20 protein-coding genes are annotated in these 21,614 nt (G+C 56.4%); 16 read left to right on the top strand and 4 right to left on the bottom strand.

The features are described 5' to 3' along the window. Positions 1–69 precede the first annotated feature (69 nt). From AC2FI9_RS18690 to AC2FI9_RS18620, 15 genes are all read left to right on the top strand, one after another. Positions 70–1,416, top strand: a complete 1,347-nt coding sequence (locus tag AC2FI9_RS18690; RefSeq protein ID WP_108859119.1) for a substrate-binding protein — start codon at positions 70–72, stop codon at positions 1,414–1,416. A 113-nt stretch (positions 1,417–1,529) separates the two neighbouring features. Beyond that, positions 1,530–2,561, top strand: coding sequence for a branched-chain amino acid ABC transporter permease (locus tag AC2FI9_RS18685; RefSeq protein WP_109311932.1), 1,032 nt, complete (start codon positions 1,530–1,532; stop codon positions 2,559–2,561). Between the two features lie 3 nt (positions 2,562–2,564). After that, entirely contained in the window at positions 2,565–3,770 is a 1,206-nt protein-coding gene (locus tag AC2FI9_RS18680; RefSeq protein ID WP_496694899.1) for a branched-chain amino acid ABC transporter permease, read from the top strand. A gap of 10 nt (positions 3,771–3,780) precedes the next feature. Next, positions 3,781–4,536: an ABC transporter ATP-binding protein gene (locus AC2FI9_RS18675; protein WP_058277369.1), complete on the top strand. Its 756-nt coding sequence runs from the start codon at positions 3,781–3,783 to the stop codon at positions 4,534–4,536. A 9-nt stretch (positions 4,537–4,545) separates the two neighbouring features. Then, the gene (locus AC2FI9_RS18670) at positions 4,546–5,301 is read left to right on the top strand and encodes an ABC transporter ATP-binding protein (RefSeq protein WP_058274761.1); all 756 of its coding nucleotides are present in this window, start codon (positions 4,546–4,548) and stop codon (positions 5,299–5,301) included. Between the two features lie 109 nt (positions 5,302–5,410). Then, complete coding sequence (locus AC2FI9_RS18665) at positions 5,411–5,719, top strand: Dabb family protein (RefSeq protein ID WP_496769738.1); 309 nt, start codon at positions 5,411–5,413, stop codon at positions 5,717–5,719. A gap of 414 nt (positions 5,720–6,133) precedes the next feature. Beyond that, on the top strand, positions 6,134–8,143 hold the full coding sequence (locus tag AC2FI9_RS18660) for a hypothetical protein (protein WP_496769736.1): 2,010 nt from the start codon (positions 6,134–6,136) through the stop codon (positions 8,141–8,143). Positions 8,144–8,218: 75 nt separating this feature from the next. Then, positions 8,219–8,539, top strand: a complete 321-nt coding sequence (locus tag AC2FI9_RS18655; RefSeq protein WP_496769734.1) for a hypothetical protein — start codon at positions 8,219–8,221, stop codon at positions 8,537–8,539. Positions 8,540–8,544: 5 nt separating this feature from the next. Next, entirely contained in the window at positions 8,545–9,627 is a 1,083-nt protein-coding gene (locus AC2FI9_RS18650) for a hypothetical protein (protein ID WP_496769732.1), read from the top strand. Next, entirely contained in the window at positions 9,624–11,696 is a 2,073-nt protein-coding gene (locus tag AC2FI9_RS18645) for a glycosyltransferase (RefSeq protein WP_496769730.1), read from the top strand. Before AC2FI9_RS18650 ends, AC2FI9_RS18645 begins: the two co-directional genes overlap by 4 nt. After that, complete coding sequence (locus tag AC2FI9_RS18640; protein WP_496769729.1) at positions 11,686–12,120, top strand: hypothetical protein; 435 nt, start codon at positions 11,686–11,688, stop codon at positions 12,118–12,120. Before AC2FI9_RS18645 ends, AC2FI9_RS18640 begins: the two co-directional genes overlap by 11 nt. A gap of 31 nt (positions 12,121–12,151) precedes the next feature. After that, the gene (locus tag AC2FI9_RS18635; protein ID WP_496769727.1) at positions 12,152–12,622 is read left to right on the top strand and encodes a putative molybdenum carrier protein; all 471 of its coding nucleotides are present in this window, start codon (positions 12,152–12,154) and stop codon (positions 12,620–12,622) included. Between the two features lie 96 nt (positions 12,623–12,718). Next, entirely contained in the window at positions 12,719–13,396 is a 678-nt protein-coding gene (locus AC2FI9_RS18630) for a response regulator (RefSeq protein ID WP_282150869.1), read from the top strand. 51 nt (positions 13,397–13,447) lie between these two features. Next, positions 13,448–14,617, top strand: a complete 1,170-nt coding sequence (locus AC2FI9_RS18625) for an FIST N-terminal domain-containing protein (RefSeq protein WP_496769724.1) — start codon at positions 13,448–13,450, stop codon at positions 14,615–14,617. A 3-nt stretch (positions 14,618–14,620) separates the two neighbouring features. Then, on the top strand, positions 14,621–16,825 hold the full coding sequence (locus AC2FI9_RS18620) for a PAS-domain containing protein (protein WP_496769722.1): 2,205 nt from the start codon (positions 14,621–14,623) through the stop codon (positions 16,823–16,825). 4 nt (positions 16,826–16,829) lie between these two features. Here AC2FI9_RS18620 and AC2FI9_RS18615 read toward each other — a convergent pair whose 3' ends face one another. The 4 genes from AC2FI9_RS18615 to AC2FI9_RS18600 are packed head-to-tail and all read right to left on the bottom strand — an operon-like array spanning position 16,830 to position 20,795. Continuing rightward, the gene (locus AC2FI9_RS18615; protein ID WP_496769720.1) at positions 16,830–17,609 is read right to left on the bottom strand and encodes an SDR family NAD(P)-dependent oxidoreductase; all 780 of its coding nucleotides are present in this window, start codon (positions 17,607–17,609) and stop codon (positions 16,830–16,832) included. Next, positions 17,606–18,544, bottom strand: coding sequence for an SDR family oxidoreductase (locus AC2FI9_RS18610; RefSeq protein WP_496769718.1), 939 nt, complete (start codon positions 18,542–18,544; stop codon positions 17,606–17,608). The genes AC2FI9_RS18615 and AC2FI9_RS18610 overlap by 4 nt, the downstream gene beginning before the upstream one ends. Continuing rightward, on the bottom strand, positions 18,529–19,443 hold the full coding sequence (locus tag AC2FI9_RS18605; protein WP_496769717.1) for a bile acid:sodium symporter family protein: 915 nt from the start codon (positions 19,441–19,443) through the stop codon (positions 18,529–18,531). Before AC2FI9_RS18605 ends, AC2FI9_RS18610 begins: the two co-directional genes overlap by 16 nt. Next, positions 19,440–20,795, bottom strand: a complete 1,356-nt coding sequence (locus tag AC2FI9_RS18600) for a flavin-containing monooxygenase (RefSeq protein ID WP_496769716.1) — start codon at positions 20,793–20,795, stop codon at positions 19,440–19,442. Before AC2FI9_RS18600 ends, AC2FI9_RS18605 begins: the two co-directional genes overlap by 4 nt. Before the next feature lie 68 nt (positions 20,796–20,863). Here AC2FI9_RS18600 and AC2FI9_RS18595 point away from each other — a divergent pair, with 68 nt between their 5' ends. Next, positions 20,864–21,532: a TetR/AcrR family transcriptional regulator gene (locus AC2FI9_RS18595; protein WP_496769714.1), complete on the top strand. Its 669-nt coding sequence runs from the start codon at positions 20,864–20,866 to the stop codon at positions 21,530–21,532. Positions 21,533–21,614: the final 82 nt, after the last annotated feature.

Genomic DNA, 21,614 nt, shown 5'->3' with positions numbered 1-21,614 from the left:
TGCACAAAAGTGCGCTTTCGTCTGCTGGAAGAGGAGCCAAAGGACGAAAAATGGAAATGGGAGGAATACATGACTAAGAATAATGTCACGCGCCGCGGCGTGCTAAAGTCCGGTGCCGTTGCAGGTACCGGTCTGGCCCTGCCTACGATCTTTACGGCTTCGTCGGCCGCTGCCTTTACCAATGAGCCGACAGGGGCGTCTGTCACTCTGGGCTTCAATGTTCCGCAAACCGGACCTTATGCCGACGAAGGCAATGACGAATTGCTGGCGCAACAGCTGGCGGTCGAACATCTGAACGGCGAGGGCGACGGAGGTTGCTTGAACACTTTCTCGTCGAAGGCTCTGCAGGGGAACGGTATCCTGGGCAAGAAGGTCGGGTTCGTCACCGGCGACACCCAGACCAAATCGGATGCAGCCCGCGCATCGGCCAAGTCGATGATCGAAAAAGACGGCGCGATCATGATCAACGGTGGTTCGTCCTCGGGCGTGGCCGTTGCGGTTCAGGGCCTGTGCCAAGAGGCGGGCGTGATCTTCATGGCCGGCCTGACGCACGCAAACGACACTACGGGCAAGGACAAGAAGGCCAACGGTTTCCGTCACTTCTTCAATGCATACATGTCGGGTGCCGCGCTGGCGCCGGTTCTAGCGGCTGAGATGGGCAAGGAGCGTCGTGCCTATCACCTGACGGCCGACTACAACTGGGGCTGGACCCAGGAAGAGTCGATCGTTGCCTCGACCGAAGCCCTGGGATGGGAAACGGTCAACACGGTCAAAACACCGCTGGCGTCGACCGACTTCTCGTCCTACATCGCACCGGTTCTGAACTCTGGCGCGGACGTGCTGGTTCTGAACCACTATGGCGGCAACATGGTGAACTCGCTGACCAACGCGATCCAGTTCGGTCTGCTCGACAAGGTTGCAAACGGCAAGGACTTCAAGATCGTCGTGCCACTGTATTCCGAGCTGATGGCCGCTGGTGCGGGCGAGAACATCAAGGGCGTGCTGGGTTCGATGAACTGGAACTGGCAGCTGCAGGATGAGGGCACCAAGGCCTTCGTGAAGTCCTTTGGTGAGAAATACGGCAAGCCGCCGTCCAACTCTGCTCAGACCTGTTATGCACAAGTGCTGCTTTATGCGGATGCATGTGAGCGTGCGGGCACCTTCAATCCCTGTGGTGTTGCCGAAGCTCTGGAAGACTTTGAGTTCGACGGGCTGGGCAATGGTCCCACCTGGTATCGCGGTGCCGATCACCAGTGCTTCAAGGACGTGCTGGTTGTACGTGGCAACGAGAACCCGACCAACGCGTATGACACGCTTGAAATCGTCGAGATCACGCCGCGTGCGCAGGTCGAGTACGATCCCGAGCACCCGATGTTCGCCGGTGGCGAACTGGGCAAGTGCAATCCGGGCGCGTAAGCCTTTTGGCGAATGTCTGACCGTCGTTCTCGGCGGTCAGACGACTTACGGCCAGGCCTGTGGGCCTGGTCCCAACCACTCAATCCACACTGACCAACCCTGAGGTGGGCCCAATGGACGCCATCCTACTGCAAATACTTAACGGTCTGGACAAGGGCTCGGCTTATGCGCTGATCGCGCTGGGTCTTACCCTGATCTTCGGGACGCTCGGCGTCGTGAATTTTGCCCACGGGGCTTTGTTCATGATTGGCGCGTTCTGCGCCGTTACTTTGCAAAAGCTGCTGAACCTGAGTTTCGTGACCCTCGATGAAACCCAAAAAGACTTTTTGGGTAATCCGCTGAAGGTCGAAACCCCTTATATCGAGGCCTGGTTCGGCCCCGAAGTCGGCGCAACGATCATCGACTGGTCCGTCCCGTTGGCCATCCTGTTTGCGATCCCGATCATGCTGCTGGTTGGCTATGTGATGGAACGCGGGCTGATCAAACACTTCTATAAGCGCCCGCATGCAGACCAGATCCTGGTGACCTTTGGTCTTGCGATCGTTCTGCAGGAAATCGTCAAGTATTTCTTTGGCGCCAACCCGATCCAGACCCCGCCGCCCGATGTGCTGAGCGGATCTGTCGATCTGGGCACCATGGTTGGTTTTGATCCCAATGCAATCATCTACCCGATCTGGCGATTGGTTTATTTTGGCTTTGCCGTAGGCATTATTGGCGCAGTGTTTTCCTTCCTGCAGTTCACCACCTTCGGGATGGTTGTCCGTGCTGGGATGGCTGACCGGGAAACGGTGGGCCTGCTGGGCATCAATATTGACCGCCGGTTTACCATTATGTTTGGCATTGCTGCCGGTGTCGCCGGACTGGCCGGTGTGATGTACGGGCCGCTCAACCCGCCGAACTACCACATGGGAATGGACTTTCTGGTCCTTAGCTTCGTCGTGGTTGTTGTTGGCGGAATGGGGTCATTGCCAGGCGCCGTTCTGGCAGGCTTTTTGCTGGGCATTCTGGAAAGCTTTGCCTCGACCACCTGGGCCACCACAACGATCCCAGGCATCAATCAGATCATCATCTACCTTGTCGCCATCATCGTGCTGCTGACGCGTCCGCGCGGGCTGATGGGGCGCAAGGGCGTGATGGAGGAATAATCAATGTTGGGACTGAATAAAAAAGACACCAGCCTGCTGATCGTCGTCGCACTCCTGACCTTGCTGGCGCCTTTCATCCTGAACCCGTTTCCAGAGGGCAGCGCCATGGCGCAGTTCAACGCGGGTTACCCGGATTTGATGCAGAGGTTCGTGATTTTCGGGATCTTTGCCATCGGGTTCAACATTCTGTTTGGCCTGACCGGGTACTTGTCCTTCGGTCACGCGGCCTTTCTGGGCGTAGGATCATACTCGGCAGTTTGGATGTTCAAACTGCTCAGCTACAACGTCATTCCAGCCATCGCGCTGAGTGTCGTCGTCGCGGGCCTGTTCTCGCTACTTATCGGGTTCATCAGCCTGCGGCGGTCGGGGATCTATTTCTCGATCCTGACGCTGGCCTTTGCACAAATGAGCTTTGCGCTGGCCTACTCGGTTCTGTCAAACCCCAAGTTTAACCTGACGAACGGGGAAACCGGCCTGCAGGTTTATGCGGACGATCCGCAGATCCTGCAGGGCGCTAACGCGCCGGATTTACCGCATCTGTTTGGATTGCCAATGCGCGCGACGTACACGATGGATGTGGGCGCGTGGAGCTTTGACTTCAACGCGGGTTACTACTTGTGCGCAATCATAATGATGGTCGTGTTTTACCTGTCTATCCGTATTTTCCGGTCGCCCTTTGGCATGATGCTGCGGGCAGTAAAATCGAACCAGCAGCGGATGAACTATACGGGTCTGAACTCCAAGCCATATACGCTCGCGGCCTTTGTGATTTCTGGCATGTACGCCGGTCTGGCCGGTGGTCTGATGGCCGCAATGGACCCGCTGGCAGGTGCCGAGCGGATGCAATGGACCGCTTCGGGCGAGGTGGTTCTGATGACGATCCTCGGTGGTACGGGCACGTTGATCGGGCCGGTTCTGGGCGCAGGTTTCATCAAGTATTTCGAGAACATCTTCTCGAAGATCAACGACAACGTCCTGCATAGCTGGTTCGCATTCCTGCCTGACGGGTTGGAGGACGCCGTGGTGTTCGTGATCCACCCGTTCATCGGCAAAGGCTGGCACCTGACGCTGGGCATCCTGTTCATGCTGGTTGTCATCTATCTGCCGGGTGGTCTTGTTGAGGGTGGACAACGTTTGCTCAAGCGCTTCAAGCGCAAGAAAAAAGACACCGACGATGCGCCGTCGGGCAAAACAGAACCGGCGGAATAAGGGGCGAGAAATGGCAATTCTAAGAGTCAAAGACGTCAGCAAACGCTTCGGTGGCCTTAAGGCGCTGACAGATGTGAACCTCAATATCGAAGAGAACTCGGTTCATGCGATCATCGGCCCCAATGGCGCGGGAAAATCGACGCTGCTGAACTGTCTGGTGGGTAAGCTGATGCCAGACACCGGGTCGGTGTTGTTCAACAACAACTCGGTTCTGGGACTCGAGCCGTTCCAGATCAACCAGATGGGCATTAGCCGCGTGTTCCAAACGCCTGAGATCTTTGGCGAGCTGACCGTGATGGAGAACATGCTGATCCCGATCTTCGCGATGCGGGATGGGGCATTCCGGATGCATGCCTATGAGACCATCGCTCGCGAACGTGAGGTCGTCGAACAGGCCGAAGTCATGCTGGAAGAAATGAACATGGCCGACAAACGCGAAATGCACGCGGCGTCGCTGTCCCGGGGCGACAAGCGGCGACTTGAGATTGGCATGTGCCTCAGTCAAAATCCGCGGCTGTTGTTGCTGGACGAACCTACGGCGGGCATGGCGCGGGCGGACACCAACAACACCATTGATTTGCTAAAACAGATCAAGGATGAGCGCGACATAACCATCGCCATTATCGAGCATGACATGCATGTGGTCTTCAGCCTTGCGGAACGCATCACAGTGCTGGCGCAAGGGACGCCGCTGGTCGAAGATACTCCAGAAAAAATCCGTGGACATCCCAAGGTTCGTGAAGCCTATCTGGGCGAGGCGGCGTAAGGAAAAGCTATGAACGAGAAACCCGACTTTTCGAAAAACGCCAATAGGGCAAGCACCGCGCCTGCGTTCCTGTCTGTATGGGACATGCATTCATACTACGGGGAAAGCTATATCGTGCAGGGCGTCAGCTTTAATGTGCACGAAGGCGAGATTCTGGCCCTGCTTGGACGGAACGGCGCTGGCAAAACCTCGACACTCCGGTCGATTGCGCGGGTAGGCGATCCGGAAGTAAGGCACGGTGAAATCTGGCTGGATCATCAGCCACTACACAATATGACAAGCTACGAAGCGGCGTCTGTTGGTCTTGGCCTTGTACCGGAAGACAGACGAATTATCCCAGGGCTGACCGTTGAGGAAAACCTGCAGCTTGCCCAGATTGCGCCGCCAGTTGGATGGTCCCTGGAGCGGTTGTATGAACTGTTCCCGCGTTTGGGCGAACGCAGGAAACAAGAGGGGATTACGTTATCGGGTGGCGAACAACAAATGCTGTCAATCGCCAGAGCCCTTGCACGGGATATCAAGGTCCTGCTTCTGGATGAGCCTTACGAAGGTCTGGCCCCGGTCATTGTCGACGAGATTGAAAAAACACTGGCTCATGTCAAGCAACAGGGCATGACCACGATCATCGTCGAACAGAACGCCGTCCGAGCATTGGAGTTAGCCGATCGCGCGATCATTCTGGACACCGGCACCATCGTATTTGATGGGACGGCGAACGAGGTGCTTCAAGACACCGGCCTCCGCGAGGAGTATTTGGCCATCTAGGGCAGGCTCGAAGTCTTAGGTACATTCTGGTTGCAAACGCCTTAGTTATGGTGACGCTCGAATTCTTCGGACGCTTGCGCTCCTACAATCATGATCAAGGCAACTAACTATGATCCGCCATATCGTTCTGACAAAATTCCGGTCCGACGTGACCGACGAAACCATCTGGAAGATTTACAGGGGCCTGTCGGACCTAACCGACGCCCTGCCGGGTGCAGGCGGGTTTACCGGTGGTCGCAGCGAAAGCCCTGAACAGATCGAACGCGGTTACAAGCATGGGTTTGTGATTGATTTCGATGATTGGGCCGCATTGGCAAGCTATCAAAGCAACGAGAGGCACAAAGCGCTGGGCGCGCAGTTGGTCGAAAACGCCGTGGGCGGCATCGACGGAATTCTGGTCCTGGATTTAGAGGTCTGAGACAGTAAAGCGGGTTTAACCAGATTCCGAATGGCTGACTGAAACGGTGTGCTGACCGTCCCAGCGTGGCGCCGCGCGCCTTTGTCCCTGTAACCGTTCGACGGCAAGATTTTTGATCTGCGGAAACAGCCCTGATCAGCTTGATCACCAATGATTTGACGGACCCAATTTTACTGAATTCGCGTCACCGACGCAAATGGTGCCAGGGCACAGAAGGGGCGAACGACGGCACATTCTGCCCTTGCGAGACCGGCAATAGTTGCACGACGAACACCGGATTACTTGTGTTCCAGCGGTCAATTTTTTATACTGCTTCGTACATTTTTTTGAATTTTTTGATGTTCACGAGTGTATTTGGTTTGCCCGAGTTGCGACAGCAAAGAGCGTGTTCTGGCGGCCAGTTCGGGGGTATTGATGACAAAGGCCAGCGATCCAAAAGCTCGCCCTGAAGTTGCCAAAAATGACGCTAACAAAGTGTCGGGTGTTTATGACTTTGTGCAATCTCCTGACTGGCAGGAGATGCTTGAAAACGCTCGGAAACAGCGAGAAATAAACATCGCCGCTCGCAAGGCAAAAGCCGCTGCTTCACAGTCATCTGATCCAGACCAACACAAAGCCACGAACTCAACCGATGGTGCGCAACCAGCGAAAGCGCTAAACGCAGCGGCGGGGCTGTCGGGAGCCTTTGGTCAGTCTGCCCAAGCTACCAGCTCTCACCAATCTGGTGAGTCGGTCCAAAAAGCGACGGCAGGGCGATTTGACAGTCAACCCTTCAATGATGACAGTCGCGCGACTGAAAACGTGACACGCGATGCTCCAGGAGAAGCAAGCACTGTGCCGCCCGATGGCGGGCCCGCGCCGGGCATCCATCCCGACAACACGCCAGAGGATCTAGCCGACCCGAAATCAGGTCAAAAGCTTCCCGAGGAAGGGTTCGCGGATCGTTTGCGCAGAACCCTTCAGGAAAGAACTGACGATCAGAATCGTAAGCGTCTCAAGATGCGGTTGGGACTGGTCGCAGCAGGATGCGGCATCGGTGTTGTTGCGTCGTCGTCGGTTTTTTTGATTTTGTCTGGGTTGAACGCCCCCGGTCCAACCGAAAATGCAGGTTTGGTGAGCCAAGTGACCGCGACAACAGGCGCGATCATGCAACAAGACGCGGAACTCGCCGAGCGATCGGTGCCGCCGTCCGACATTACAGGTGATGCGGCGGACCCGACGGTAGCTTCTGAAACCGTGTTCGATATACCATCTGAATCGATTTTGCCTGACGGTGACACAACCGCGTCACAGGATTTGGCCTCGTTGTCGCTACCCTTATCAGATTTGTCCGAGCAACCGGGCGGTATCAAACCAGAATTGTCGCTCTTGGCACCTAGTGTTCGGTCTTTCGTGCCGACCCTTGTCCAGCCACCACTGCCGATAACCCTGCTAAGCTATCGACCTCGGGAAGAGTTGAATCTTGGTTTTGTCCGGCTTCAATCCACGCCGGAAATTTTCAGCACTTCTGTCGCTTTGCTTGAAACAACTGTGACTGTGGTAAAACCCGAAGAGTTTTTGAAAGGCGTAAACGTAGCTGCAACCCCAAAAACAATGCGTCCGCCTGTAGTTCCGATCCAGCCCGTTGAACTGGACTATACCGCGACGCAAGTATCTTTGGATGTCCTCTTGACCGAGCCTGAGGTTGGTTCTCAGCCGGAACAGGGTCTTCAGACAAGCGAAGTAAATGGTTCGGACATTGCCGTGCGGCCAGTGGGCACAAGTCTTGCTGCCGAGATTGCGCAACCGTTGCCATATGAACCCCAGCCCGAGCCTGTCGAATTTGCGGCATTGCCAATCGCGCCAAAGCCAATCGACGCGCCGGCCCCATTGATCACACCGGCCGCTTACGAGACATCATTGGCTTTACGGGCACCGGTCCTTTCGGTGACACCAAGCCCGCTGGAATCACCGGTCTTGCCTCGGGCACCGGCTCTGCTGAATGATGCAATCACACCCCCGGAACCAGAGCCTGCCCCGGCAAACATGTCCGTGACCTTCCGGATCTATGCGCCGACCAATGTTCCGCAGAGCGTTGTGGATTCTGTTGTGTCCAACCTGACTTCGACCGGACATGAGCTTAACGGGCAAGCCCGCGTGGGGTTTAAGATTACCCAGTCAAACGTTCGCTTCTATCACAAGCAGGACGAGGAAAGAGCCGCCACCCTTGCCAGAGACTCCGGTGCATTGCTGCGGGATTTCACAGGGTCCAACAACAAAACTCCTAGTGGAATCGTAGAGTTATGGTTGGCAGGAAAAGGCTCTGGCGTCGCCAGTGTCAAGCGAACCAACACACGCAGCACGGCCAGAACCCAAGCCCCTAACCGCGTCAATCAACTGAAAAGTCAGGTCCTGAGCAAACTTAAGAAAGCGACGACCCAATGACTGTATTTTTAAGCTATACTGAAAAGGCTGATTCAAGATTTTGTACTGTTAATTGTTTCCGACGAGGTATCCAAAATGACGGATAGACGACTTATCGGCATCGTAACTGCTCTGCTATTCTTATCGACGACCCAAAACGCGCGTGCCGAAATTACGCTTGAGCATCTGCTGGCCATCGACCAAATGCTGTCCACCAATGACATTCAGGCACTGTATTCCTACCTCGACAAAAACCCGGAGCTATTGACCGGCGAAGATGAACTGTCGCTGGAGCTGCGGAGCTTTCACGAGGTCGCATCTGTTGGCAATCTGGATTTCAGCTATGCCACCAGTGAACCGGCCAGCAGCGAGAACCGTGCGGCTAACGAGGCATTCGATGCCTCGCGGCAACACTGAGTCGGATGTCAGAAATGCTTGCCGTCGGGCGATCGAACACACCAACGATCGCCTATGTCATCGAGCCGCGGTTCTCTGGCGGGACTTCTGCGGCTGTGGCGGCCGAATTGCCGGTGGCCGCCGAATGCGGGCAGGTGGTCGTGCACGCGATCACGTCCAGGACGTTTGGCACCAACCAACACGTTTCACCGGTTTTGCGGCAGGTGCTGGACGAGCTGAACATTCCGATCATTTGGGATGCACCCCGGATCAGCGCGGATTTCGTGTTTTTGCACAACCCGTCTTTTTTGAAATTTCAGGACACGCTTGGCACAAGGATCATTGCGCGCGAGCTGTACGTGATCACGCATGAGAATTTTCTGCGTCCGGGCGGGGCGGAAGGGTTTGATGTTTCAAGCTGTCTAAGTCAGATCGAAGCCTCGACAATTTCGCTGAGGAAAACACTCGCGCCGATATCACCGTTTAATCGAAGCGGCGTAGTCGACTGGTTGGCAACCTCTCGTGTGGCGCGACAGTGGGAGGTTTTGAGCTCTGACTGGTTCAACATTTGCGAGACTGAGATGAGCGCCCCATGTGAAACACCACAGGACCGCCGTGGGCGTCATTCACGACCCGGATTCGAGAAGTTCCCGGTTGTTGCTGATTTGGACAGCTGTTTTCCAAGCCATTCGCAGTGCAATGTAATTCTAGGGGCGGATGCTTTGTTGAATGCCCGTGTTCTTCGCGCGCATTGGACCTTGCTTCCCTTTGATGCCATAACTGTGCAAGAGTTCTTTGGAATGATTGACTTTTTTGTATATTTCACCGCGCCGACCTGGCAGGAAAGTTTTGGTCGCGTTGTGGCCGAAGCGGTTGCCGCGGGTAAGGTGGTTCTAACCAACACTGATACTGGCGCTACGTTCGGAAATGCTGTCTTGGCTTGCCAGCCATCACAGGTGGACGCAATCATTGCCGACCTGATCGCCCAACCGCAGAAGTATCATGATCAGGTGGCCAGATCGCAATCGGCGCTGCAGAACTACTCTGCAGGGAAATTCAAGGCGATGCTGTCGGGGGTTTTGTCCGCCGATAGCGGGGTGAACAAATGATCTATGTCGAAGTGGGCACACGCTCATTGCGGTCGTTTGACACGCAGTTGATCTTTGCTGAGCAGCTTGCCGCACGTGGCTTCAATGTTTGCATTGATGCCGATTATCTGCCCGAGGATGCAGGGCGTGGCAGGATCTACGAGGCAGCCAAGTTCCTTGTCGACCCGGGTGAGAACAAGGCGCAGAGTGTATTCGTACTGGGTGCAGAAGAGATCGATGATTTTCTTCTTGCGTCGTTGCGCAACAAACAGCTCGACCCGAGTGTCCCGGTTGTTGCGACGGGCCGCTTTATGACTCAGCAAAGCTATATCGCGGCCAAGGCCCGGCTGGCCTATGCGCTTGGGCGCGAAGCCAAGGTGATCGACCTGACAGATTTTCAACCGCGACCGGTGTTGCCATCTACCTCCAGCCCTTTGGTGGCGGATGTTCGGCCAGTATCGCGGCGGTCCAAACGGGTGGTGCCGAACGTGACCGTTGTTCTGGGTTCGATGGAGTTGGACAACCCCGAGACGCTGTCTTGTTTTTCCCGGATGAGCAGCCAGAGTGGCTATAACCTGAAACTCATTGTTAGCGGCGCACAGAACGAGGCGATCAAGGCGTCGCCGTTTCACGATTTGCCGACCTACTTGTATACCGGACTGTCGCCGCTGACTTTGGCAATTTCGACGGATATTCTGGCGATGTTCGGTAATGGAATTGCCGGAGTTCGCATGGCCGCTTTTGCGGTTGAGCTGATTGCAACGGGCGGCGTTGCCATTGACTGTACCGACGATGAGGTTCTGATGTCCTCGGGCGCACCTGCATTGCTGGGCCCCAAGACTCCTTTCGCATTGGATGGGTATCTGATCGGCAATGTGATCGGGAACGTGCCGCAAATTGTCGAACAGGCCTCGAAATCGCAATGGTTGCACACAGTTGATATTTCTCGTCTGGAAACGGCTGCAGGTCTGAAACCGAAACGGCGTCAGACGGAACAGGACAAGCCTAAAACCCTGTTTTTCCCGACAAACGGGGTGGGGCTGGGCCACGCGCAGCGGTGCAGTATCATTGCCCGTGAAATGCCGGACACCATGACAAAAATGTTCGCGGCCTTTCCCAGCTGTGTCCCGCTTGTTCGCCGTGAGGGTATCGGCTGTATCCCTCTGGTTCAGCGCACCGATACAAAGACCAATTCAGATGGCAATGACGTGCTGACTTATCGGCGTCTTGGTGGGGTGCTTCAGGAAAACGACACGCTGGTTTTTGACGGCGGCTACGTGTTTGACTCCGTCTATCGTGTTATCCGTGAACGCAAGTTGTCGGCGGCTTGGATCCGGCGCGGGTTGTGGCCCGAAGGCCGGTCCAGGCAGACCATGCTGCGCCGCGAAAGCGTGTTTGACCGTGTCATCGTGCCTTCCGAGGCATTTGACGAGTTGAACGACGCCTACAGCTATGGTGACCATGTCCATTATGTCGGGCCAATCGTGCGTCAGGTGGAACAATCCGCCGCGGAAAAAGAACAGCTCAGGGCCCGGCTGGCGGAACGTTTCGGGCGCGACTTCAAGCAACTGGTTGTCAGCATGTTAGGGGGTGGGGTTGCCTCGGACAGGTCTGCACAATTGCAGGCGATCTCGGGCATGCTTGAGGCGCGCAAAGATTGCCTGCACCTTGTTGTAACGTGGCCCGGAAGCACGGTTCAGCCTGCCACATTTGGTTGGAAAAACACCCACGTGGTTCAGACGTTAGAGGCGACCAAGCTTTGTCTTGCCGCGGATGTGGTTATATCTGCAGCCGGTTACAACTCGGTCCTTGAGATGCTGTACCATCGCATCCCGGCGATATTTATTCCGCAGTCAGCACCCTATCTGGACGATCAGGAACGGCGCGCCACAGCCATGGCCGACCGTGACTTGTGCGCCGCCATCACCGAGCGCGAATTCATGAAGCTTGAACGCACGGTCGCAGATTGGTTGGATCATGACGGAGCCGAATTATACCGATCCGCTTTAAATGATTTTGAGCTGCCCAAAACGGGGGCAGTCAAGGCCGCCGAATTGTTGACCGAATTGGGGGCCGGATATGACCAGTGATCTATGGTTCGAAATCCTCAGCCGAGCGTCGCCAAATCGGCCCGTGCCGCTGGACGATCTGATCAATGAGGATCACGGCGCCAAGCCGCTTGGCAAGGTTGTCTTTCCGAACATGCGGCTGGCACCGTCGCTTATGCTGTGGGACCGCGAACCCGGTGGTCCGGTGCATATCGGCGTGCGGGTGCATGAACCGCCAGAGATACCGTATCGAATCGCCAGGCTGTTGGCCGCCGCCGCGATGGAGCGGGAGGTTTTTCCCGTCATTCTCAGCCGCGTTGATTATTGCGGTCTTGAACGGTTCGGCTTTCGGGTCGAGCGCGTGCCCGAAGAGGCCGCTGCGGCCCAGGCCGCTGAGGAAGAAATCAGAAAATACTGGGATCTGGCGATTATCATTGACGGGCATGAAATCGGTCTGTTGGGCTAGCAAGGCGCCGGTTTAGGGTAAGGAGCGTCTTGTGAAGATCATAACCGGCGGACAAACAGGCGTTGATATGGCGGCTTTCCAGTTCGCTTTGGAAAACGACATTCCTTATGGCGGCTGGGTTCCGAAAGGCTGCTTGAATGAGGCGGGCCGCATTCCGGATCGCTTCTCTGGTTTGAATGAAACACAGTCCGCGGATGTCGCCGAACGCACAAAGCTGAACGTTTTGGCCTGTGACGCATTGCTGGTGTTTGTGGATGGATCGACCAGTCCGGGAACGCAGTTGACCATCGATTTTGCGCAAGAGATCGGAAAGCCTTATCTGGTCGTTGATCTAGGGCAGGGGCTTGAGGCGTGTGCGCGCCAAGTAAAGCAATGGGTCATGGCGAGCCCTAATACGATATTGAACATCGCTGGCCCCAGAGAAAGTGAAGCCCCCCAGATCGGAGCCAAAGTGACAGCGATCTTACGTCAATCGATTTTGCCCCAAAGCCCCGAGGCATAGCCAAACTTTGGTTCCGGCTATACGACGTTTCGCCAGTAGGCGCGGCACCCGACGGTTGCTAGGATTGGGACAAACAGATTGCGAAGGCCAAGTTTCATGTTTGCAAAAACCGCCGGACAGATTGATTTTGACAAGGTCCTGATCGTCGATGACCATCCATTGTTTTGTGATGCTTTGTCGATGACGCTGCAAAGTGTCACTCGTATCGGTGAAATCCACACCGCAGATCGATTGGAAAACGCGATTGCTCTGATTGCCGGTGGGTTGCGACCAGATGCGGTTATACTGGACCTCAACCTGCCGGATGTGGACGGGCTTGAAGGTTTGGTGCGCGTCAAAGCGGCCACCGATGCACCGGTCATCGTGGTGTCGTCGATTTCAGAGAACCGCGTGATCAGTCAGGTGATCCGTGCGGGTGCCTCAGGCTATGTCCCCAAGCACAGCCAGCGAGACGTGTTTCGTACAGCTTTCGAGACAGTTCATTCCGGGGACGTCTTCGTGCCAGACGGTTTTGCACTGATTGACGACGATGCAGATACCGAACACAGCGACGCCGCCAATCGGCTTGCCACATTGACCAATCAGCAATCGCGCATTCTGCAGCTTATTTGTGAAGGCAAACTGAACAAGCAGATTGCGTTTGATCTGTCCATTGCCGAGACCACGGTCAAGGCGCATGTAACTGCAATCATGCGTAAACTCGGGGTGCAAAGTCGTACGCAGGCCGTTCTGCTTGCCAAGAAGGCTTCTCTTGCCAGCGTCTTGCAAGAATAAGCCCTCGCGCCATATCATATGAAAACGTTGCGCTTCAGGGAGGAGGGCAGGATGAACCAAGCAGTCGGGTGGGCGACAGCTGCTGCCCGTGCGCCAGGTATCGTCAAAACGGGCTTTGTACATCGCGAAACGGATCAGGCGATTGAAAAACTCGCCGGATCCTTGGGCGATGATCTTTTGTCCTTGGTTATTCTGTTCGTGAGCTCCGGCGCGGATGCGGCGGCGGTTATTTCCGAGGCAGTCGATGCTTTTGCGCCAGCGCCGGTAATCGGATGCACCACAGCGGGCGAGCTTGCAGATTGCGGCTATGGCGAAGATCAGATTGTCGCCATCGGATTACCGTATTCGCATTTCGAGGTGCGCACTCTGCTGGTGCCCGACCTTGGGAATTTCTCGGCGCAGGACATCATCGACCAGATGATCCGCAACCGTAACGAAATGGCGGCGTCCGCACCGGATTGGAAACACGAGTTTTCCTTTTTGATGATCGACGGGTTGTCGACGAAAGAGGATGCGCTGACGTCGGAACTCGCCTTTGGACTGGGGCCGGTGCCCTTGTTCGGCGGGTCCGCAGGGGACGGAACCCATTTCGGCGCGACCTATGTGTTGATGGACGGTCAGGCCATGCAGAACGCGGCGATCCTGACGCAGGTTCGCACGCGCTGCCCGATCAAAGTGTTCAAGACGGATCACCTGGTGCCAACGGCGCGGCGTATGGTTGTCACCAAGGCCGATCCGGCAAACCGTATCGTGCAGGAAATCAACGCCGAGCCAGCCGCGCGCGAATATGCCCGTCTACTTGGAAAAGACCCTGAACAGCTGACGACCTTTACCTTCGCGGCCCACCCGCTGGTTGTGCAGATCGGCGGCCAGCATCATGTGCGGGCCATTCAGCGCGTCGCGGGCAATGGTGATCTTGTGTTCTTTTCCGCGATTGATGAGGGGCTGGTGCTGACGCTGGCCGAACCTCGCGACATGGTTTCGCATCTCGAGGAAGAAATCGCTGCGCTGACACAGACCACCCGTCCGGACACGATCCTGGGCTGCGATTGCATCCTGCGCCGGCTGGAGGCACAGGAAAAGCAAAAGACGGGCGAAATTTCGCGCCTGCTGGCCGAGAACCATGTCGTCGGGTTTTCGACCTATGGCGAGCAATTCAATTCGATCCATGTGAATCAGACGCTGACCGGCGTCGCGATTTACCCTCCGGAAGACGGGTAGGCGATGATTGAATCCCTGACCGACCCCAATGATCCGCTTGATCGGCAGAATGAAAAGCTGCTGAAGATCGTCGCGGCCCTGATGCGGCGGGTCGAGGAATCCACTGACGCCTCGGGCGCGGCTTACGCACAGTTTCAGCGGGCTGCCATGCTTGAACAGGAAGTGCGGGCCCGAACAGATGACCTTGAGCGGGCGTTGGACTTGCTCAACGACTCGAACGCGCGCTTGGCGCAGGCCAATCAGGAAACCGAAGCCGCCCGCGCAAACCTCGCCAATGCGATCGAGGCGGTACAGGAAGGGTTTGCGCTGTTCAATCGGGATGAAGAAATGGTCCTGTGCAATAGCCGCTTTGGCCTGCATATGCCCGACATTCAGACCAAGCTGACACCGGGGTTGCGGTTCACCGATTATGTCGGGTTGGTCAGCCAGTCCAGGTTCCTGTCCTTGCCCGGGGTCGTTTCCCCAAAGGAGTGGGTACAGCGGCGCATGGCGCGCCATGCTGAAGATCACGTTGTCTTTAACATCCGCCTTAGCGGCAACCGCTGGATGCAGGTATCCGAACACCGGACGCCGGATGGCGGCACGGTGATCCTGCAGACGGATGTGACCGACATCATGCGGTTCGAGCGGCAGGAACGGGACCGTATCCTTGATGACAAAGCGCGCCTGATCCGCGCGACACTGGAACATATCGATCAGGGGGTCTGTATCTTTGACAGCAAGCTGCGTCTGGTCGGGTGGAACAACCGCGCCAGCGAACTTCTGGCCATTCCCAATGCGCAATTTCAGAAGGGGGCACCGTTCCAGACGTTGTTTCACCGGTTAAGCGCGACAATCAGTTTTGAGAGCGGCGTGAGCGACGCTGACCTTCTGGCCTGGGTCAACCGCTCGACCGAACGTCCGCCGCTACAATTCCAGATGCACAGCGGTCGTGCCAAGATTTTGTCAGTCTTTGCGCAGGAAATGCCGGATCAGGGATTTGTGATTTCTTTCACTGATGTGACGGAAGACAGAAAATCCGCGCAAGCTCTTGTCGAAGCAAAGGAACTGTTGGAACAGCGTGTTGCATCGCGAACAATGGAGCTTGCGGACGCGCTGAACGAGGCAGAACGCGCGAACGCATCAAAATCGCGCTTTGTTGCGGCGGCCAGCCATGATCTGCTGCAACCTCTGTCGGCTGCAAAACTCTACATCTCGACACTGGGCAGCGGATTGGACAAGGCTGACGCACGCGCAGTCGCGGTGAAAGCAGAGAGCGCTCTTAACAGTGTCGAACACATTCTTGAGGCGCTGCTGGATATCTCGAAACTGGATTCCGGGCGGGCATCGGTTCACTTGTCTTCCGTCCCGGTCGGAGAGCTTTTTTCCCAGATGGAGGACGCCTTTCGGCCTATGGCGCAAGCAAAAGGGCTTGGATTGGGATTTGTGGGTACCGATGCGGTTGTCAGAAGCGATGCCAGTTACTTGCGGCGTATTCTGCAAAACCTTTTGTCGAACGCGATCCGGTACACGGAAACGGGCAGGGTTCTGGTCGGTGTAAGACGACTGGGGAAAACCATATCGATTCAGGTCTGGGATACCGGCATTGGGATCGCACCTGACCAAAGAGACGTTGTTTTTCAAGAATTTAAACGTATTCATTCAGACGCCAGTGCGGCCGAAGGGATGGGTTTGGGCCTTGCCATTGTGGAACGCGCCTGTGGTTTGCTGAAACATCCGATAAATTTGCAGTCCGAACTGGGGCGCGGAACCGTTTTTTCAATCACGGTTCCATCAGCAGGCCAGGCACGCGATGCGCTGAATAGTGGTGAGCCGTCGATACAATCGCGCTCGGACGTGCTGCACAGGACGGTTGCCTTGCTGATTGAAAACGATGACAACCTGCGCGGGGCGCTGTGCATGACGATGGAAAACTGGGGCGTTCAGGTATTGGAAGCGGCCAGCAAAGATGAGGCGGCAAACCTGCTGCACGAGATCGGGATTTTACCGGATGTCATTGTCGCCGATTTTCAACTGGACGGCGGAAAGGCCGGTACCGAAGCCATTGCCGAACTGACACGCGAATTCGGGCAACTGCCCGGTTGCATCATTTCCGCTGATCGTTCGACCGAATTGGCGACCTCTTGCAAAACGGCAGGCTACCTTTTGCTGCAAAAGCCGATTGATGCACAAAAGCTAAAATCCGTGTTAGAGGCTTCGGTCAGTTGACAGGTCAGGGCGTTCGTCGCTTACCTACCGTCCGCATCATCTGACGGAAATAGAGCTTTGGTGCCAGACGGTTCAGCAGATTGGCGATCTGTGCGATCCGCCCGACAGGGATGTAGTCTTTACGTCGCCGGTAACCTTGCAAGATTACTTGCGCCGCCGCTTCCGGCTCCATGTAGTCGATACCATCCGAGGCAGAGCCGGGACGAACGAACCCAGCGTCTGCGGCCTCCGGTCGCCCGATATTGGTCGCCACAAAGGATGGCGCGGCGATGGAAACACGAACCCCGTGGGCGGATTCCTCGGCGCGAAGGGACTTAAAGAACCCCTCCATCGCGTGTTTGCTGGCTGCATAGGCGGTTCGATGAATGAGGGGTGCAAAACCTGCAACGGAAGAGATCGCGAGGTGCGTACCCTTGGCCTTCCTGACCGCGTCCAGAAAATCCTGAGCGCAAGAAACCGCAGCGAAATAGTTGATTTCGAACAAGTTTCGGTGCGAGCGCATATCGCTGTCCGAAAACGCGGAAATCTGCGAGACGCCTGCATTGTAGATCACCAGATCTATGGAGTCCCTTGCCGCAATGATCCGGGTGCAGGTGTCTTTGCATTGATCAGCGTCGGTCAGATCACAGGCATAGATGCTGACGTCATCCTGATTGGCAAGCGCGTCAAGCTCTGGCCCCGGTAAATCGATCAACGCCGTGTGCCAGCCGTCGGCCCTCAGCGCGGCGGACAGCGCACGGCCCAAACCGCCAGCGCCTCCGGTGATGACAGCGGTTGGTTTCATTGGGCAGCCTCCCACCAGCGATCAAACGCCTCGGCACTTGTGAATTTGGGGTGATAGCCGAATTCGCCTTTCAGCGCGGCATTGTTCAACACGGGACGGTATAGAAGGAAACGCACTTGTTCTGGCCCATAGCGCGACAGACCCAGCGGGCGGGCAATGGACAGGGCGATCTTGACCACCGCAGGGGACAGCCAACGCACCGATTTGCCCATTTGTGACGCGATCTGTGAGATGGTCAGCGCGCCGTCACCCGCAACGTTGAAAACGCCGGCAGGCCCGTCCGTGGCCGCACGAACCAGTATATCGGCCAAGTCTTCGTCCCAAATGAACACGAAAGGGCTGTCGGAGCCTTTCAAGCCCAGCAGACTGGGCTTGTGGAACAGAGCCGTTATCTGGTTTTCGACCTTGGGCCCCAATACTGTGCCCACGCGCAGAACAACCTGTTCGAGGTCGGGCGCGCTTTGTCTGGCTTCGGCCAGCATTTCTTCGACCAGCCGCTTGTGCCAGGAATAGGCAAACTCCTTATTGCCTCGTATCGTATCCGTTTCGCGCAAGGGAACCGGGTTATCGGCATGATACCCATAAGCGGCCCCCGAAGAGGTAACCACCAGACGCTTGACCCCGGCGGCAATCGCCGCATTCAGCACATTTCGGGTACCTTCGACATCAACCTGATATTCATGGTCTCTGGTCGAGTTGGGACCGGGGGTCACGATGGACGCCAGATGAACGATGGTGTCCGGTTCTTCGGCCAGAATGACGTTGAGAGGCGCGTTGCCGGTGACATCCATTCGTACGAACCGTGCATTTTTCGGCAAGTTGGCGGGTTCTTGAATATCGGTTGCGGTGATCGTGATGTCGGCACGATCGCCCAACCGATGCAGCAGGGCAGTGCCCACCGAGCCCGCAGCTCCGGTGATCAGGATGTGGCGCATTCGGGCACCTCTCGTCTTGCGAAGAAGGCGGCCAGAGCCAACCCCGAGATTGCGTGCCAGATGCCCCAAAGAGCGGCGGCCACCGCCATGCCGCCAAGCCCTCCGAAAAAGGCGAAAATCAGGATGAGGCCAAGGCCCGAGTTCTGAATCCCAGTTTCGATTGTGACAGACCGGCGGTCGCGTTCCGACAGATTAGCTGCCGTCGCGGTCAGATACCCGCCCATAAAAGCCAGCGCGTTATGCAGAATAACAATCCCGATGATCATGGTCGCAAAATGCTGGAAAATTGCCCAGTTCGCGGCGAGCGCAACCATGATGAATGTGATGAAGATCGCCATCGAGAGCCACTGCATCGGGCGGCGGATTTTATCGGCGACGGCTGTGAAGCGCGCATTGACCAGCATGCCAAGGATCAGCGGTAGGATCAGCATGAAGCCGACCGTAATGGCCACTGCGACCGGGTCGATTTCTGTCCTTTGCAGGATTTCTCGTGTTGGGGCGTAAAGATTCCCCCACAACGCAACATTAGCGGGCGTGATGATGATCGCGCCGACGGTTGCGAAAGCTGTCATCGACACCGAAAGCGCCACGTTTCCGCCAGCACGGTGCGTCATGAAATTCGAGATGTTCCCTCCCGGGCAGGCCGCTACAAGGATCAGCCCCATCGCGACCGACGGTAGTGGATTGACCACCAGCAGCATCAGAAACGTGAGTGCGGGTAGAACCAAAAACTGGGACGCCAGCCCAACAAGCAACGGTTTCGGTCCGCGCAGGATCCGGCGAAAGTCATCCATCCTAAGATCCAGCGCGATTGAGAACATCACGACGGCAAGGATGACGTTCAGCAGCTTTAGGTTGCCTGCATCGAAGTTCAGCGCGACATCGTCGATCCCGTTCATGACTGGGCCGCTTTTAACGCCGCGATCTGTCGGGTCACTTCACCGCGGTAGGTCGCTTTGTCGACATAATAGGCCATCCGGGGCAGGTCGATATAGTTCATGCCGCCAGTCGCGCGTTCGAATTTTTCGGATTTGGTCGCGTGAATGGCCTTTGCGGCAGAGTTTCCGGATCTTAGCCCTGCGATATAGCGCGCCACCATCTCGGCCTGTTCATGCCGTCCCTGCCACCCCAGACCGGATGCTTCGATCATACCCAGGACGAAAAGGTCATCGCGGGTTGGGTGCATGCAGTTCAAGTACAGGTGCGGGGCGTCGCCCTGCCAGTTCAAGTGCGACTTGTCGATAAACGGGTAGTGCAGTTTATAACCGGTCGCGGCCAGAATCATGTCGTATTCAGCACTGGTGCCATCACGGAAATGGACGGTCTTGCCGTCGAAACGTTCAACGTCAGGGCGCACCTTCAAATCGCCATGCCCGGCGTGGAATAGGATCAGCGAATTGACGACGGGATGGGACTCGTAGAGGGCGTAATCCGGTTTGGGAAAGCCATATTTCTGCGGATCACCCACGAACCATTTCAGAATTGCCCCGTCCACTTTACGTTTCAGCCACATGGGCAATTTGATCTTCCCGCCCATCGTGTCAGCCGGAACACCGAAGACGTATTTGGGTACAAAATAGTACCCCCGGCGCATCGAGATATCGCAGGACTGCCCGTGGTGAATGGCATCAACCGCGATGTCGCAGCCCGAGTTTCCGGCCCCAATGACCAGAACCCGCTTGCCTGTGAATTGCGTCGGATAACGGTAGTCCGAGGCGTGGATCAGCTCGCCGGTAAATTCTCCCTCAAACTTGGGTAGGTTGGGTTCAGACAATGTGCCGTTGGCGATCAGAACACCCGCAAAGATCTGGCAGTGCTCAGTACCTGCCTTGTCGCGCCACTTCACCTCCCATCCGCCTGCGTCCAGCGGTGTGGTGCTCAGGACCTCGGCACCAAAGTGATAGTGCTGGTACAGGTCAAATGCGTTCGCGAAGTCGTGGAAATACGTCTTGAGCTCGCGATGCGATGGATACTCCGCCGTTTCTTCCTGCATAGGGAAGTCGGTGAATTCGGTCATCTTCTTTGACGATATGAGGTGGGCGGTCTCGTACATCGTAGACCGAGGGGCATCGATGTTCCACAGACCACCCACATCATCAGCCAGTTCAAATCCCTGAAATGGCACTCCCTGCTCGACAAGTGTCTTGGCCATTGCCAGACCCATGGGCCCAGCTCCGATCAGAGCAAAACACTCTTCCGGGCGGGCCTTCACCGTGACCGGCTGGCCCGCTCCGACTTGCACCTGTTCCATTCGTTTCTCCTCCTGCGACACTATTTATCTTGAACGATCGTTCGAAATAAGGCAAATTAGTTTTTGAAATGGCACAACACGCTGTAAAAGAAAGAAAAAGGGCGCCCTCGCAGCGATCCATTGCGGCACGAGAACGTATTCTTGACGCTGCGGAACTGGTCTTTGCCGAGCAGGGATTCGACGGTGCCTCGATTCGCGACATCGCCGAACGGGCGCAGGTTCAGAAGGCCAACGTGAACTTTCACGGTGGTCCAAAGGATGAGCTTTTTGAACGCATCGTGGCACGCCGCGCCAGCGAGCTATCGCAAGAGCGTCGTGAAGCCATCAGCCGATTGGAGGATCGCGGCGATTGGGACGCCGCGGACCTGATGTCAGCCTTCATGCGGCCGCTGTTGACCCGCGCATTCAGCAATGACCCGCAGTGGCTGGCCTATGCGCGCATTGTGGCGATTGTTTCCGCTGATGCGCGCTGGCATGCGCTGGCCAAAACCCATTTTGATCCCGTCGCTTCGCTGGTCGTTCACAAGCTGTGCACAAAATATCCCAAGGCCGACCGGGCGAACGTTGCCGGGGCGTTGGTCTTTTCAGTGTCGTCAATGCTGGCGTTGTGCACGTCGGAGTGGCGGATTGGGGCACTTTCCGGCCCTGACCAAAAACGCGACGCCGAGGGCGCAATCGGGAACCTGTTGCAGTTCTGTCATGCTGGGCTCGCCGGCGTTTTGAACCCGTCGCGGTAATCCTGGAAGGATCACAACACTTCGCCCCAACCCGCTCAACTTGAAGTTACGCATGGGACCAAATCAAATGGTCGCATGCGTT

Source organism: Ruegeria sp. CDSA246 (assembly GCF_059611225.1).
The sequence above is the reverse complement of the archived record's forward strand: the minus strand, read 5'-3'. Positions and strand labels throughout refer to the sequence as shown.

Excerpts from the sequence above, each read along its gene's own strand:
- AC2FI9_RS18690 (WP_108859119.1), top strand. The coding sequence starts at position 70 with ATGACTAAGAATAATGTCACGCGCCGCGGCGTGCTAAAGTCCGGTGCC.
- AC2FI9_RS18685 (WP_109311932.1), top strand. The coding sequence starts at position 1,530 with ATGGACGCCATCCTACTGCAAATACTTAACGGTCTGGACAAGGGCTCG.
- AC2FI9_RS18680 (WP_496694899.1), top strand. The coding sequence starts at position 2,565 with ATGTTGGGACTGAATAAAAAAGACACCAGCCTGCTGATCGTCGTCGCA.
- AC2FI9_RS18675 (WP_058277369.1), top strand. The coding sequence starts at position 3,781 with ATGGCAATTCTAAGAGTCAAAGACGTCAGCAAACGCTTCGGTGGCCTT.
- AC2FI9_RS18670 (WP_058274761.1), top strand. The coding sequence starts at position 4,546 with ATGAACGAGAAACCCGACTTTTCGAAAAACGCCAATAGGGCAAGCACC.
- AC2FI9_RS18665 (WP_496769738.1), top strand. The coding sequence starts at position 5,411 with ATGATCCGCCATATCGTTCTGACAAAATTCCGGTCCGACGTGACCGAC.
- AC2FI9_RS18660 (WP_496769736.1), top strand. The coding sequence starts at position 6,134 with ATGACAAAGGCCAGCGATCCAAAAGCTCGCCCTGAAGTTGCCAAAAAT.
- AC2FI9_RS18655 (WP_496769734.1), top strand. The coding sequence starts at position 8,219 with ATGACGGATAGACGACTTATCGGCATCGTAACTGCTCTGCTATTCTTA.
- AC2FI9_RS18650 (WP_496769732.1), top strand. The coding sequence starts at position 8,545 with ATGTCAGAAATGCTTGCCGTCGGGCGATCGAACACACCAACGATCGCC.
- AC2FI9_RS18645 (WP_496769730.1), top strand. The coding sequence starts at position 9,624 with ATGATCTATGTCGAAGTGGGCACACGCTCATTGCGGTCGTTTGACACG.
- AC2FI9_RS18640 (WP_496769729.1), top strand. The coding sequence starts at position 11,686 with ATGACCAGTGATCTATGGTTCGAAATCCTCAGCCGAGCGTCGCCAAAT.
- AC2FI9_RS18630 (WP_282150869.1), top strand. The coding sequence starts at position 12,719 with ATGTTTGCAAAAACCGCCGGACAGATTGATTTTGACAAGGTCCTGATC.
- AC2FI9_RS18625 (WP_496769724.1), top strand. The coding sequence starts at position 13,448 with ATGAACCAAGCAGTCGGGTGGGCGACAGCTGCTGCCCGTGCGCCAGGT.
- AC2FI9_RS18620 (WP_496769722.1), top strand. The coding sequence starts at position 14,621 with ATGATTGAATCCCTGACCGACCCCAATGATCCGCTTGATCGGCAGAAT.
- AC2FI9_RS18615 (WP_496769720.1), bottom strand. The coding sequence starts at position 17,609 with ATGAAACCAACCGCTGTCATCACCGGAGGCGCTGGCGGTTTGGGCCGT.
- AC2FI9_RS18610 (WP_496769718.1), bottom strand. The coding sequence starts at position 18,544 with ATGCGCCACATCCTGATCACCGGAGCTGCGGGCTCGGTGGGCACTGCC.
- AC2FI9_RS18605 (WP_496769717.1), bottom strand. The coding sequence starts at position 19,443 with ATGAACGGGATCGACGATGTCGCGCTGAACTTCGATGCAGGCAACCTA.
- AC2FI9_RS18600 (WP_496769716.1), bottom strand. The coding sequence starts at position 20,795 with ATGGAACAGGTGCAAGTCGGAGCGGGCCAGCCGGTCACGGTGAAGGCC.
- AC2FI9_RS18595 (WP_496769714.1), top strand. The coding sequence starts at position 20,864 with ATGGCACAACACGCTGTAAAAGAAAGAAAAAGGGCGCCCTCGCAGCGA.